The following is a 13,457-nucleotide window of genomic DNA, read 5'->3' as shown; positions in this document are numbered from 1 at the left end:
AGGGCGATGACAGCAACGCGAAAGAATGGACATTGCGCAAGATCGTCGCAGCGCTAGATTATTCGCATTCCGGGGACCCAAGATGATGATCCGCACTGTTTTTCTGGCACTCGCCGTCACAGCCGCACTGTCTGCATGCGACGGCCGCTCGAGCGATAGCGAAAGCCAAGCCCAGACGGCCGAAACGGCGCAGCCGGAGGCAACGTTCGACCAAAAATTCAATCTGTATATCAGCGGTTACAACATGCTGATCGGCGATCAGAGCGGCCTCGCCAAATCGTCCGAAAACTACAATCTCTACAACATTCCAGAAGCGACGGCGTTGAGCACGCTCGATCCCGGATCGAACATGTCATATTACGCCAGCGGTTTGCGCAGCCTTCAGGAAGCCAAGGCGATGGAGAGCGAGGAGCCGACCGCCGAGATCGACGCCGCAATCGACAGGCTGACCCCGCCTATGGAGGAACTCGTGTCTCTTTGGCAGGAGCTGGAGCCCTATTATTCAGGCCGCGCCTATCGCCAGGATGACGTCGCCAAGGGCAAGGCGGCCGATGCGGCCGTAAAAGCTGCCTATGCCGAGAGCCTTGCGGCTTTGGACGAACTGGGCGAGTCGCTCCTTGTCGTCCAGCGCGAGCGCGGCGAACGAAGGCTCGTTAGATTGCGAGAGGCGGGTCATGTAGCCGAAGCCAGCCTCGTCGAGGCTTTGCAAAAGGGCGATCTTCTGGCGACCGCAGTCAGCCGGGGCGACCTCGACGAGGCCGCGCGCGTTGCGCCCGAACTCGATGCGGTGCTCGCCGCGATGCGCGAAAACGCCGAGGAGTATGGCGGGCCGGAGCATGCGAGAATTCTTTATGGCTCCGTGACCGACACCTTCACGCGCATGCTCGGCGCGTGGCGCGACTTCGAAGCCAATCAAAACGAGGTTTATCTGCAATCGGTGATCGCGAACTACAATATGGCGCTCCGCTCGGCGAGTTCGATCCCGTTGCCTTCCTGATCACCGCCGCGGACCTTTTTCGCAGCCTCCTCGACCGGAGCGATATCCTCTTCCAGTTGCATGGCATGGCGCACACGGGCGAGCGCGAGCTTCGAATGCCGCTTCGCCGCTTTGGCGAAGCGTGGATCGGGCAGCCGCGAAAGGGCAGCCAGCGCTTTTTGAAGACGCACCTGCACCTCACTCAGCCCGGCTCCGTCCCGGGCGATGGGTTGGAAGAAATCGTCGAAGATTTCGTCCAGCGAGATCGGCGGAACTTGGACATGGGGATAGCGCGGGTCGTCGTTCTTCGTCTCGTCGCCCCAGATCGACAGGACGCGCACGGAACGGCCGATCACGTCGATGGCCGTGCCGGGATCGTTGATAGCCTGCGAAAGCGCGCGCTGACCGATCTCGGAAAGAACAATCACGCCGAAGCGCGGGTCCTGATCGAAACTGCGTTCGCTGCCGATGGTGAAGGCGTTGACGACGGCGTCATCCAGCGCCTCGTCACCGCCCGTTGCCATCGCAAGCGCGCGTCCCGGGTCCACGAATGTTCCGGGAAGCGCTAGCAGATAGACGACCCCACCGCATTCTTTCGCGGCCTTGTTGATCGACGCGACGTCGATGTGATCGACATAGCCGATCGTCGGCGCCATGATTTGCCGCCCGTCGGCAGGAATTTCGTTGTGACCGCGCAGCGGCCGCCCGCCAAGAAAAGGCTCGTCCCGGCGGTCCTTCATGGCGCGCAGCGCCGCGCTCTCGACACGCTGCGTCGTCTCCCCGACGCGCCCAAGCCGCATGAGATAGTCGATCCAGCGCAAAAGCGTCACGACGATGAGGATCACGACGAAGATCGTGACGACGAAGAGAACCACGCGTCCGCGTTCGCCATAGGCGCCCATGGAAAGCGTGATGATGGCGACGAGGCTGTAGAGGAACGACCCGACGAAGGTGGCGAGCACGTTCTGCGTCGTCGAATCCTCCATGATGAGCTTGGTCGCGCGCGGCGTGACGTTGCTCGTCGCCGCGCCATAGGCCGTGATCATGGTGGATAGGGAAAACGTAGTGACGGCAAGCATCGATGAGGCGATGATGGACAGGATGTTGTCGGCCGCCTCCGCACCTATCCGCGCCGACAGATCAGGCGGCAAATAGGGCGTGACGAAGAACGCGATCAACGCGGCCGCGACGGCCAGAAGCGAGATCAAAGTGGCGCGAAACCACAATTGGCGGATAATGCGACGCAGCCGCCACAGTGTCTTCGAAGTCATGCCGTCCCGTAGCCCCCGGTCGATTTCTGCATCAACGCATAGGGTATCCCGTACGTTGCGGACGAAAGAAGAAGCGCGTTGTCGGAAAACGCGCGGTCAATTCGTCCTGTGGACCTGATAAATCACCGGCAGGAGATTTGCGATGATCACCATAACCGCCTTCGAAAGGTCTCCGGACGGCGGAAAGGGGCTGGCGAGAGACATGGGCGTTCGCTGGGCTCTGGAGGAGACCGGCCAGCCCTACAACGTCCGGTTCGTTTCGTTCGACGCGATGAAGGAAGCGCCGCACCGGGCGCGTCAGCCTTTCGGCCAGATACCCACCTATGAAGACGGCGATCTTGTGCTGTTCGAATCCGGAGCGATCGTTCTCCACATCGCTCAAAATCACGAAGGCCTGCTGCCGGACGAGAGGACCGCCAGGGCCAGGGCGATCGCATGGATATTCGCCGCGCTCAGTTCGATCGAACCACCGATCGTCGAACGGGAACAGGCCGCCTATGCCGAGCGCGACAGGAACTGGTATGGCGCGCGCCAGCCACTATTGGACGATCGCGTGCGCAAACGCCTCGAAGATCTGTCCCGACGGCTTGGCGATGACGAATGGCTCGACGGCGCTTTCAGCGCCGGCGACCTTATGATGGTGACGGTGCTGCGCAGGCTGGGCGGATCGTCATTGCTGGACGAACACCGAAACCTCGCCGCCTAAGTTGCGCGCGGCGAAGCCCGGCCCGCTTTCAGGCGCGCCTTCGACGCACAACTGGCGGCGTTTCAGGCGTCGTCCTCGTAAACCTAGAACAGCCCTTCGATCTGACCTTGCGAATTGAGCAGGATCTTTTCCGACGACGGCGTTTTCGGCAAGCCAGGCATGGTCATGATCTCCCCGCAGATCGCCACGACGAAGCCCGCGCCGGCCGACAGCCGTACCTCACGCACCGGCACGACATGGTCGGTCGGCGCGCCGCGCAAGTTCGGATCGGTCGAGAAGGAATATTGCGTCTTTGCCATGCAGACCGGCAGATTGCCGTAGCCCGCCTGCTCCCACTGATGCAACTGGTCGCGCACCGACTTGTCGGCGATCGCCTCCAAGCCGCGATAGATGCGCTTGACGACCGTATTCATCTTGTCGAACAGCGGCATGTCATCGGGATAGAGCGGGGCGAACTGCGCTGCGCCGCTTTCCGCGAGCGCCACGACCTTATGCGCCAGTTCCTCGATGCCGGCCGAACCCTGCGCCCAGTGCCTGCACAGGATCGCCTCCTCGCCCATCGACGCGACATAGTCCTTCAGCGCCTGGATTTCCGCGTCCGTGTCGGAGTGGAAATGGTTGATGGCGACGATGGCGGGAACGCCGAACTGGCGCACATTCTCGATATGGCGACCGAGATTGGCGCAGCCCTTCTTCACCGCCTCCACATTCTCCGCGCCCAGATCGTCCTTTTTCACGCCGCCATTCATCTTCATGGCGCGCACGGTTGCGACGATGACGGCCGCAGCGGGCTTCAAGCCGGCCTTGCGGCACTTGATGTCGAAGAACTTTTCCGCGCCGAGATCGGCCCCGAACCCGGCTTCGGTGACGACGTAGTCGCCAAGCTTCAGCGCCGTTGTCGTCGCAACGACCGAATTGCAGCCATGCGCGATATTGGCGAAGGGACCACCATGGACGAAAGCGGGATTGTTCTCCAGCGTCTGGACGAGGTTGGGCTGCATCGCGTCCTTGAGCAAAACCGCCATCGCACCGTCGGCCTTGAGGTCGCGCGCATAGATCGGGCTCTTGTCGCGACGGTAGGCCACAATGATATCGCCGAGGCGCTTTTCGAGATCCTTCAGGTCGGTCGCAAGGCAAAGGATCGCCATGACTTCCGACGCGACGGTAATGTCGAAGCCCGCTTCGCGCGGGAAACCGTTGGCGACACCGCCGAGCGAACAGGTGATCTGGCGCAGCGCCCGGTCGTTCATATCCATCACGCGCCGCCACACGACACGGCGCTGGTCGATGCCCAGTTCGTTGCCCCAGTAGATGTGATTGTCGATCAGGGCCGAGAGGAGGTTGTGCGCGGTGGTGATGGCGTGGAAATCGCCGGTGAAGTGGAGATTCATGTCCTCCATCGGCACGATCTGCGCCATACCCCCGCCGGCGGCCCCGCCCTTCATGCCGAAATTGGGGCCGAGCGAGGCTTCGCGAATGCAGATGACAGCCTTCTTGCCGATGCGATTCAGGCCGTCGCCGAGACCGACGGTCGTCGTCGTCTTGCCTTCGCCGGCCGGCGTCGGATTGATGGCCGTGACGAGGATCAGCTTGCCGTTCGGCTTGTCCTGCACCGACTTGATGTAGTCGGCCGAAATTTTCGCCTTGTCGTGGCCGTAAGGCAGCAGGTGCTCGTAGGGGATGCCGAGCTTGTCGCCGATCTCCTTGATCGGCTTTTTCTTCGCCGCACGCGCGATCTCAATGTCTGTTTTGAACTCGGCCATGATGCTCCCCCTGATGGATTTTTCCTCTTGGCGCAATTGATGCCGTTCGCGGCCGTGACCCACAGTCTTATTCGAGCCGCCGAATGAGCGGAATGCGACAGAAGGAAGGGAACAGGGAAAGAGGGAAAGAGGGAAAGAGGGAAAAGAAAGCATGCTGCCTGCTTCCCTACTCCCAATTTATCTTCCCTCACTCCCCCGCTACGAACCCCACCATATCCTCCGGCGGCACACGTCCCATCTCTTCTTCCCAGTGTCGCCGGCATAGCGAGACGTATTTGTCTTCGCCGCCGATGACGACCTGAGCGCCCTCGTGCAGGACCTTGCCGTCCGCGCCGAGCCGCACCACCATCGTCGCCTTGCGCCCGCAACGGCAGATCGTACGCACCTCGCGCAGCGTGTCGGCTAGCGCCAGAAGTGCCTTTGAACCGGGAAAGAGTTCGCCGCGAAAGTCAGTGCGCAGGCCGTAACACATAACGGGGACGCCAAGCCGGTCGGCGACTCGGGCGAGTTGCCAGACCTGCGCTTCCGTCAGGAACTGCGCCTCGTCGACGAAGATGCAGTGAAGCGGCGCTTTGGACGTCAGGGCCTCCACCGCAGCAAAGAGATCCGATTTGGCGGCGAAGAGTTCGGCCTCCTCGCCAAGGCCGATGCGCGATGCGATGCGCCCTTCGCCTGCCCGATCGTCGAGCGCGGCGGTGAAGAGCGCCACGCGCATGCCGCGCTCGCGGTAATTGTAGGCTGCCTGCAACAGCAGCGTCGACTTGCCGGCGTTCATCGTCGAATAGTGGAAATAGAGCTTGGCCATCACCCTTTCTTAAGGTGGTGATGCGGCTTGCGGGAGAGGCAGGTGTCGCCATCCACGGAAAATCGAAACCGACCGGATTTCAGTCTTTTCGACAAGCTTCTTGAATCAACTTCCAAATGGTGTTTGGCTCTGGCCCACCAATGAAGCCGCGCCAAAGCGGCTCCAGCCTATACGAACGGGAGACGATTTCGATGCTGCCACGCCGCGCATTTCTCACAACCTTTGCCCTGACCGCGCTGACCATGGGCGCCGCGCAGGCCCAGGAAGACGCTTCCTGCCAGACCGTACGCTTTTCCGATGTCGGCTGGACCGACATCACCGCAACGACCGCGACGGCATCCGTCGTGCTCGAAGCGCTCGGCTACCAGACGGATACGCAGGTCCTGTCGGTGCCGGTGACCTACACCTCGCTCGCCAATAACGACATCGACGTCTTCCTCGGCAACTGGATGCCGACCATGGAGGCCGACATCCGCCCCTATCTCGACGCCGGCACGGTCGAGGACGTCAAGACCAATCTGGAAGGCGCGAAATATACGCTCGCCGTCCCGAAATATACCTACGACAAGGGCCTGACGAGCTTCGACAAGATCGCCGAGTTCAGCGACGATCTCAACGGCCAGATCTACGGCATCGAGCCGGGCAATGACGGCAACCGCCTGATCCTCGACATGATCGAAAACGACCAGTTCGGCCTTTCCAACTTCGAACTGGTAGAAAGCTCGGAAGCCGGCATGCTCTCGGCAATCACGCGCGCCGAGCGCTCGCAGCAGGACGTCGTCTTCCTCGGCTGGGAACCGCACCCGATGAACGCACGCATCGACATGGAATATCTCGACGGCGGCGACGATGTGTTCGGCGCGGATTACGGCGGCGCGACGGTCCACACCAACACGCGCGCAGGCTATTCCGAGGAATGCCCGAATGTCGGCCGTTTCCTGACCAACCTCGTCTTCTCGCTCGACATGGAAAACGAGATCATGGGCGCGATCCTCGACGATGGCGAAGACCCGAACGCGGCTGCGCTCGCATGGCTTCAGCGCAATCCCGAGGAAGTCACCCCGTGGCTGGAAGGCGTGACGACCGTCGACGGGTCGGACGGGGCCGAAGCCGTGTCCGCCGCGCTTCAGAACTAGTCAACGCGATTGCGCGTATAACGGGCGGCCGGCTTCAATCGGCCGCTCTTGCTTTTTGAAAAGGACGACAGGAAATGGACCCGGTATCGCAGTGGATTGCGAGCGAGAAGATCCCGGTCGGGCGCTGGGGCCAGTCGCTCTTCGACTGGCTGATCGCGAACTTCGCCTGGTTCTTCGATTCCATTTCCAATGGCTTGCGCACCTTTCTGGATTCTCTCGTAAACCTTTTGATGTGGTTCCCGCCGGTCGTCGTCGTGCTTGCGATCGCCGCCCTCGCCTTCGCGCTGAAACGCTCGTGGAAACTATCGTTGGGCGTGATCGCCGGTTTCCTTTTCATCATCAATCAGGGGCTTTGGGCCGAGACCGTGCAGACGCTGGTTCTCGTCGTCTCGGCCGCGACGGCCTCGATGGCGATCGGCGTACCCATCGGCATCTGGGCCGCGCATAACGACCGCGTCTATGCGTGGCTGCAACCCGTCCTCGATCTGATGCAGACGCTGCCGACCTTCGTCTATCTCATTCCGGTTCTGATTCTTTTCGGCCTCGGCATCGCGCCGGGCATGATCGTGACGATCATCTTCGCCTGTCCCGCTCCGATCCGCCTCACCTATCTCGGCATCAAATCGGTCCCCAAGCCCATGCTGGAAGCGGGCGAGGCCTTCGGCGCGACGAAGCGGCAATTGCTCTGGAAGGTCGAACTGCCCTCCGCCCTGCCGACAATCATGGCGGGGCTGACCCAGTGCATCATGCTGTCCCTGTCGATGGTAGTCATCGCCGCCCTCATCGGTGCGAACGGGCTCGGACGGCCGGTCGTGCGTGCGCTCAACACGGTCAACATTCCGCTCGGGCTGGAAGCCGGCCTCGCCATAGTCATTCTCGCCATCATCCTGGACCGAATGGCCCGCATCGGTCAGGAGAAAGCGAAATGACCGCTGCCATCGATTTCCAAAATGTCGACATCGTATTCGGCACGCCTGCCGAGCAGCGTGCGGCAACGCCGATGATCGACGCCGGCGCGACGCGCGCCGACATCCTCGAAAAGACCGGCGCGGTTCTCGGCTGCTGTCAGGCGAGCCTCACGGTCAAGACCGGCGAGATTTCGGTTCTGATGGGCCTGTCGGGCTCGGGGAAATCGACGCTGCTGCGCGCCGTCAACCGGCTGAACAAGGTCACGCGCGGTCAGGTTCTGGTCGATGACGGAGCCGGCAACAAGGTCGATGTCGGCTCGTGTTCGCAAGCCGAACTGCGCCGCATTCGCCGGCAGTCCGTCGCGATGGTGTTCCAGCAATTCGCGCTTTTGCCATGGCGCACCGTCGAGGAAAATGTCGGCTTCGGACTGGAACTTGCCGGCGTGCCGGCGGCCGAACGCAAGGAACGCGTCACCGCTCAGCTCGATCTCGTCGGCCTGTCGCAATGGGCGGGCAAATACGCGCACGAGCTTTCCGGGGGCATGCAGCAACGCGTCGGGCTGGCCCGCGCTTTCGCCACCGACGCGCCAATCCTCTTGATGGACGAGCCGTTCTCCGCCCTCGATCCGCTCATCCGCACCAAGCTTCAGGACGAACTTCTCGACCTTCAGGACAAGTTGAAGAAGACGATCCTGTTCGTCAGTCACGACCTTGAGGAAGCGCTGAAGATCGGCAACACGATCTCGATCATGGAGGGCGGGCGGATCGTCCAGACCGGCGCGCCGGAGGAGATCGTGCTCGCCCCGGCCAACGACTATGTGCGCGACTTCATCTCCAACGTAAACCCGCTTTCGGTCCTGACTGCGTGGAACATCATGCGCGACGCGCGCGACCTCGAAGAGGCGGGTGAGAACTGGCTGTGGCTCGACCGTCGCCGCACGACGCGCTTCAAATTCGACGAGAACATGCTGGTCGTCGATGCCGAGCGCAACGGCGTGCCCGCGATCTGGGTCTCGTGCGAGAATATGGAAGACCTGCCGGCGGACAAGCCCACCGTATTCTGGGCGTCGGCCGGAACGTCGCTGAAAACCGTGATGGCGGCCATGCACCGCTCGGCGACCGCGCCCGTCGCTCTGTTCGACGAGCAGTCGCGTTTCGTCGGCGCGATCGGCGTTCGGGACGTGCTGAAGGCGGTGGTGCGGCGCTAGCGCGATGATCCCGCTCACCGAAACGTCACAGCCGGTGAAACCGCCGCCGTGCTAGTCTCGTATCTCTGATCGCAAAAGGCGCAGTGGATCGACATGGCACGAACTGCCGACATGGATATCGCAAAGCCGGCCCCGGTTGCCGAGCCGGAGCGCCCGCTCGTCCATCGCCAGTCGATCTGGACGCGGGCGACGCATTGGGTATGGGCTTTGTGCCTGTTCTTTCTGCTTTTGTCCGGCCTTCAGATCTTCAACGCGCATCCGGCGCTTTATATCGGCGACCAGTCCGGCTTCCAGTTCGACAATTCGGTCCTGCGGATCGGCGCGCGGCGCGAAGATGGCGGGCTTGTCGGCGTGACGACCGTTTTCGGCAAGAACTTTGAGACGACCGGCGTTCTCGGCGCGTCGGGGCCGGAAGGCCGCCTGCAAAATCGCGCATTTCCCGCATGGGCCACGATCCCTTCCTATCAGGACCTTGCAACCGGGCGTGTCGTCCATTTCTTCTTCGCTTGGATACTGGCCGGAACGCTTCTCGTCTGGCTCGTCGCGAGTTTGATCAACGGTCATTTGCGCCGGGACATCGTGCCGGGTTCGGCCGATCTGAAAGGGTTGCCGCGCGACGTTTCCGAGCATGTGCGGCTGAAATTTCGCCATCGCCGCAGCTACAATCCGCTGCAAAAACTTTCCTATGCCGTCGTGCTCCTCGTCTTCTTGCCCCTGATGATCGCGACGGGCCTTGCGATGTCGCCCGGAGTGAATGCCGTGGTGCCGTGGCTTCCCGAACTCTTCGGCGGACGGCAGTCGGCCCGCACGCTCCATTTCGTGATCATGGTGCTGCTGGTACTTTTCTTTATCGTCCACATCATCATGGTGGTCGCGGCTGGCCCGATCAACGAACTGCGCTCCATGATAACCGGCTGGGGCCGTGTCGACGCCGACGAAAGGGACAAGCGATAATGGCGCGCTTCATCACTCGCCGAAATTTCCTGGCCGGCTCGGCGCTCGCCGCATCCGGCGTCGTCCTTTCGGGCTGCGACGCGTTCGATTTTCTCGGCAATCGCGAAAACGCGATGCGGAAATTCATGCTGAAGGCGAACGGACTGACGCTGCGCGCCCAGCGCACGCTTCTGTCGCCCGACGCGTTGGCCGCCGAATTCACCGAAGCCGACATTCGCCAGCCGATGCGCCCCAACGGCGTTACTCGCCCGCAGGATCAGGACTATAAGACGCTCGCCGAAAACGACTTCACCGATTTCCGGCTGGAAGTGTCCGGGCTCGTCGAGCGGCCACTTTCGCTCGATCTGCCGACGATCCGCGCCATGCCCGCGCGCACCCAGATCACACGGCACGACTGCGTGGAAGGTTGGTCCTGCATCGCCAAATGGACGGGCGTTCCGCTTCACGCCATTCTCGACGAGGCGCGCGCTCGCTCGGACGCGCGCTATGTCGTCTTTCACTGTATGGATACGATCGAGCGCGGCCTTTCAGGCGACGTGAAATATTACGAATCCATCGACATGATTGACGCACGCCATCCGCAGACCATTTTGGCATGGGGCATGAACGACATGGCGCTGCCGGTCGAGAACGGTGCACCGCTGCGTGTGCGGGTCGAACGCCAGCTCGGCTACAAGATGGCGAAATATGTTCGCGGCATCGAGCTGGTCGCAGACCTCGACGGCTTCGGTCGTGGCCAAGGCGGCTATTGGCCGGACCGCGGCTACGAATGGTACGCCGGAATCTGATCCGCTATCGCATATCCGTTTTGCCTCTCCTCGATGCTTGCGCCCTTTCCGCGCGCAGCTAAGATGCCGCCCAATTTGCAATCGCAGTGCATTTGGGAGGGAATTTCCATGAATCCATCGGGTCATGTCGCAGTCGTCACGGGCGGCGGTTCGGGTCTCGGCGAGGCGACAGCGCGGGCGCTGGCCGCCAAGGGCGCGAAGATCGCGCTGTTCGACGTCGGGATCGAGCGCGCGCAAAAGGTCGCCGCCGAGATCGGCGGCATCGCGGTCAAATGCGACGTGTCGAGCGGCGAAGCCGGTGAAGCGGCGTTCAGGCAAGTAACCGAAAAGCTCGGCGTGCCGCGTATTCTCGTCAATTGCGCCGGCATCGCGATCGCGCTGAAGACTATAGGCAAGGACGGCGTGCATTCGCTCGACGCCTACCGCAAGGTGATCGAAGTCAACCTCATCGGCACCTTCAACATGATCCGCCTGATGGCGGACGGCGCGCAGCATCTCGACCCGCTGGAAAGCGGCGAGCGCGGCGTGATCGTCAACACGGCTTCCGTTGCCGCCTATGACGGCCAGATCGGCCAGATCGCGTATGCGTCGTCGAAGGGTGGCGTCGTTGGCATGACTTTGCCGGCCGCGCGCGACCTCGCACGCTCGGGCATACGCGTTTGCACGATTGCACCAGGCATCTTCATGACGCCGATGCTGGCGGGCCTGCCGGAAGACGCGCAACAATCGCTCGGCCAGCAGGTGCCTTTCCCGCCACGCCTTGGCCAGCCGGCGGAATATGGCGCGCTCGCCGTCCATATCGTCGAAAACGAAATGCTGAACGGCGAGACGATCCGCCTCGACGGCGCGATCCGCATGGCTCCCAAATAAGGGTGGCGCGTGATGGGGGAGGAGAAGCGCGAAGGGCCGCTCGCCGGCCTGACGATCGTCGAGATGGCGGGGCTCGGCCCCGTCCCGCTGGCAGGCCTGATGCTGGCCGAAATGGGCGCGCGCGTTCTGCGCATCGAGCGCAAGGCCAAGGCGCAGGGCTTCCTCCACGTCCCGCCGCAATTCGACCTCGACCGGCACGGGCGTGACATCGTCAAGGTCGATTTGAAGGACGCGCGCGGGACGGCGCTCGTCCTCGACCTGATCGAAAAGGCCGATGTCCTGATCGAAGGGTTTCGCCCCGGCGTGATGGAACGGCTGGGGCTTGGCCCCGATGTCTGCATGTCGCGCAATCCTCGTCTCGTCTTCGCCCGTATGACAGGCTTCGGACAGGACGGACCGCTTGCCGACCGCGCCGGCCATGACATCACCTATCTCGCTTATTCGGGCGCACTGCATGCCATCGGCGAAAAGGACGGCAAGCCCGTCCCGCCGCTAAACCTCGTCGCCGATTTCGGCGGCGGCACGATGTTTCTCCTGACGGGACTTCTCGCAGCGCTGGTTGAACGCGGCATTTCCGGCAAGGGTCAGGTGGTCGATGCCGCAATGATCGACGGTGTCGCGATGCTAACGGCACCGTTTCATTCCTTCATGGCGACGGGTTTCTGGAAGGATCGGCGCGGCTCGAACCTGCTCGACACGGGCGCACCCTTCTACGACACCTATGAGACGAGCGACGGTGGTTACGTCGCAGTGGGATGCCTCGAACCGCAATTCTTTGCCGAATTCGCGCGGCTTCTCCCGCTCGACGAAAGCTTCGTCGAGCGCCAGTACGATGTGTCTTGCTGGCCCGATATGCGCACGCAAATCACCGCCCGCTTTTTAGAAAAGACGCGCGACGAATGGGCCGCGCTGTTCGAGGGAACGGACGCCTGCGTTGCTCCGGTCCTGTCGCTGAAGGAGGCGACCACCCATCCGCACAATCGCGCCCGCGATACGTTCGGGACCAATGGCGACTTCACCCGCCCCGCTCCCGCGCCGCGCTTTTCGCGAACGCCCGGAACGGTTTCTGCCGCTGTGACGACGCATGCCCGCGACGTACTGAGTTCCTTCGGCTTCGACGCGACCGCCATCGAGGCTCTTGAAAGCGCCGGCGTGATCGGCGATTGAAAGTTGACTGCAACAGTCTTCTTTCGAGGATGCGATGACGGACGACAAACCCAAGGATGTATTGCGCGCGACGGATGCCGAGGCGATCCGCCTCGACCGCAGATTGCTGCGCACGGCACGCCATGCCGCGCTTGCGGTTTGCGAACCCGGAACCGGCTGGCCGCTGGCAAGCCGCGTGTCCGTCGCGACCGACATTCTCGGTCGCCCGCTCATCCTCGTCTCATCGCTTTCGGCGCATACGGGCGGGCTGGAAGGCGACGAGCGTTGCTCGCTTCTTTTCGGCGAGCCGGGCAAGGGCGATCCGCTCGCCCATCCGCGCATGACCGTTAAATGCCGTGCGCACCGGATCGGTCGTGATGATGCTGACCACGTGAACGTTTCCCGGCGGTTTCTCGGTCGGCATCCAAAGGCGAAGCTCTATGCCGACTTCGCCGATTTTTTCTATTTTCTGCTGGAGCCGGTAGAGACGAGCCTCAATGGCGGCTTCGGCCGCGCCTATCACATCACGCGCGACGAACTCTTGAGCGACGCAACCGTCGCGGCGGAGCTTCAGGCGGCCGAACCGGGAGCAGTGGCGCATATGAACGAGGATCATCTCGATGCGATCGCGCTCTACGCGAGCCATTTTGCCGGTATATCCGAGACGCTCGACTGGACGATGACGGGCCTCGACCCCGACGGGTTCGATCTGGCAGCCGGCGATAGAACGGCTCGTATTTTCTTTCCAAAAGCGCTTTCGTCGGCAGCCGACATGCGGATGGCGCTCGTCGCGATGGCGAAGGAAGCACGAGCCGCGACGGCCTGATTATCCGCCTTCACGCGATTGTGGATCAAATGTTTCCAGCACGGCGCAACTTTGAGCGCTTGAGCGACGTTGTTAGCCAAGAATTCTCTTCGACTCACCC

12 protein-coding genes and 1 pseudogene are annotated in these 13,457 nt (G+C 62.3%); 10 read left to right on the top strand and 3 right to left on the bottom strand.

The window, feature by feature from the left end; genetic code table 11:
- Positions 1 to 82 precede the first annotated feature (82 nt).
- The gene (locus tag ACX82Z_RS02280; protein ID WP_459586531.1) at positions 83 to 997 is read left to right on the top strand and encodes a DUF3829 domain-containing protein; all 915 of its coding nucleotides are present in this window, start codon (positions 83 to 85) and stop codon (positions 995 to 997) included.
- On the opposite strand, the gene ACX82Z_RS02275 is transcribed toward ACX82Z_RS02280, so the two are convergent.
- On the bottom strand, positions 949 to 2,247 hold the full coding sequence (locus tag ACX82Z_RS02275; RefSeq protein ID WP_459586530.1) for a DUF2254 domain-containing protein: 1,299 nt from the start codon (positions 2,245 to 2,247) through the stop codon (positions 949 to 951). The genes ACX82Z_RS02280 and ACX82Z_RS02275 overlap by 49 nt on opposite strands.
- A 142-nt stretch (positions 2,248 to 2,389) precedes the next feature.
- Between ACX82Z_RS02275 and ACX82Z_RS02270 the strand changes: the two are divergent.
- A pseudogene (locus ACX82Z_RS02270) lies at positions 2,390 to 3,034 on the top strand (glutathione S-transferase family protein).
- Positions 3,035 to 3,036: 2 nt separating this feature from the next.
- Here ACX82Z_RS02270 and ACX82Z_RS02265 read toward each other — a convergent pair.
- Together ACX82Z_RS02265 and ACX82Z_RS02260 are read right to left on the bottom strand one after the other, a co-directional pair.
- Positions 3,037 to 4,716 carry a formate--tetrahydrofolate ligase gene (locus ACX82Z_RS02265; RefSeq protein WP_459586529.1) on the bottom strand — a complete coding sequence of 560 codons (1,680 nt, stop codon included), beginning with the start codon at positions 4,714 to 4,716 and terminating at the stop codon, positions 3,037 to 3,039.
- 187 nt (positions 4,717 to 4,903) lie between these two features.
- On the bottom strand, positions 4,904 to 5,521 hold the full coding sequence (locus ACX82Z_RS02260; RefSeq protein WP_459586528.1) for a thymidine kinase: 618 nt from the start codon (positions 5,519 to 5,521) through the stop codon (positions 4,904 to 4,906).
- Between the two features lie 191 nt (positions 5,522 to 5,712).
- Between ACX82Z_RS02260 and ACX82Z_RS02255 the strand changes: the two genes are divergently transcribed.
- From ACX82Z_RS02255 to ACX82Z_RS02220, 8 genes are all read left to right on the top strand, one after another.
- Positions 5,713 to 6,657 (top strand): choline ABC transporter substrate-binding protein, encoded by a 945-nt coding sequence (locus ACX82Z_RS02255; protein WP_459586527.1) that lies wholly within the window; start codon positions 5,713 to 5,715, stop codon positions 6,655 to 6,657.
- 74 nt (positions 6,658 to 6,731) lie between these two features.
- Positions 6,732 to 7,586 (top strand): choline ABC transporter permease subunit, encoded by an 855-nt coding sequence (gene choW, locus ACX82Z_RS02250; RefSeq protein ID WP_459586526.1) that lies wholly within the window; start codon positions 6,732 to 6,734, stop codon positions 7,584 to 7,586.
- Positions 7,583 to 8,773, top strand: coding sequence for a choline ABC transporter ATP-binding protein (gene choV, locus ACX82Z_RS02245; RefSeq protein WP_459586525.1), 1,191 nt, complete (start codon positions 7,583 to 7,585; stop codon positions 8,771 to 8,773). The genes choW and choV overlap by 4 nt, the downstream gene beginning before the upstream one ends.
- A gap of 111 nt (positions 8,774 to 8,884) precedes the next feature.
- A complete protein-coding gene (locus ACX82Z_RS02240; protein WP_459586524.1) occupies positions 8,885 to 9,727 on the top strand; it encodes a cytochrome b/b6 domain-containing protein in 843 nt (280 codons plus the stop codon).
- On the top strand, positions 9,727 to 10,515 hold the full coding sequence (locus tag ACX82Z_RS02235) for a molybdopterin-binding protein (RefSeq protein WP_459586523.1): 789 nt from the start codon (positions 9,727 to 9,729) through the stop codon (positions 10,513 to 10,515). The genes ACX82Z_RS02240 and ACX82Z_RS02235 overlap by 1 nt, the downstream gene beginning before the upstream one ends.
- A 108-nt stretch (positions 10,516 to 10,623) precedes the next feature.
- Positions 10,624 to 11,385 (top strand): 3-hydroxyacyl-CoA dehydrogenase, encoded by a 762-nt coding sequence (locus ACX82Z_RS02230; RefSeq protein WP_459586522.1) that lies wholly within the window; start codon positions 10,624 to 10,626, stop codon positions 11,383 to 11,385.
- A gap of 12 nt (positions 11,386 to 11,397) precedes the next feature.
- Entirely contained in the window at positions 11,398 to 12,552 is a 1,155-nt protein-coding gene (locus ACX82Z_RS02225) for a CaiB/BaiF CoA transferase family protein (RefSeq protein ID WP_459586521.1), read from the top strand.
- A gap of 34 nt (positions 12,553 to 12,586) precedes the next feature.
- Positions 12,587 to 13,357: a HugZ family pyridoxamine 5'-phosphate oxidase gene (locus tag ACX82Z_RS02220; protein WP_459586520.1), complete on the top strand. Its 771-nt coding sequence runs from the start codon at positions 12,587 to 12,589 to the stop codon at positions 13,355 to 13,357.
- Positions 13,358 to 13,457: the final 100 nt, after the last annotated feature.

It is taken from the genome of Aliihoeflea sp. PC F10.4 (genome assembly GCF_054612275.1).
The sequence above is the reverse complement of the archived record's forward strand: the minus strand, read 5'-3'. Positions and strand labels throughout refer to the sequence as shown.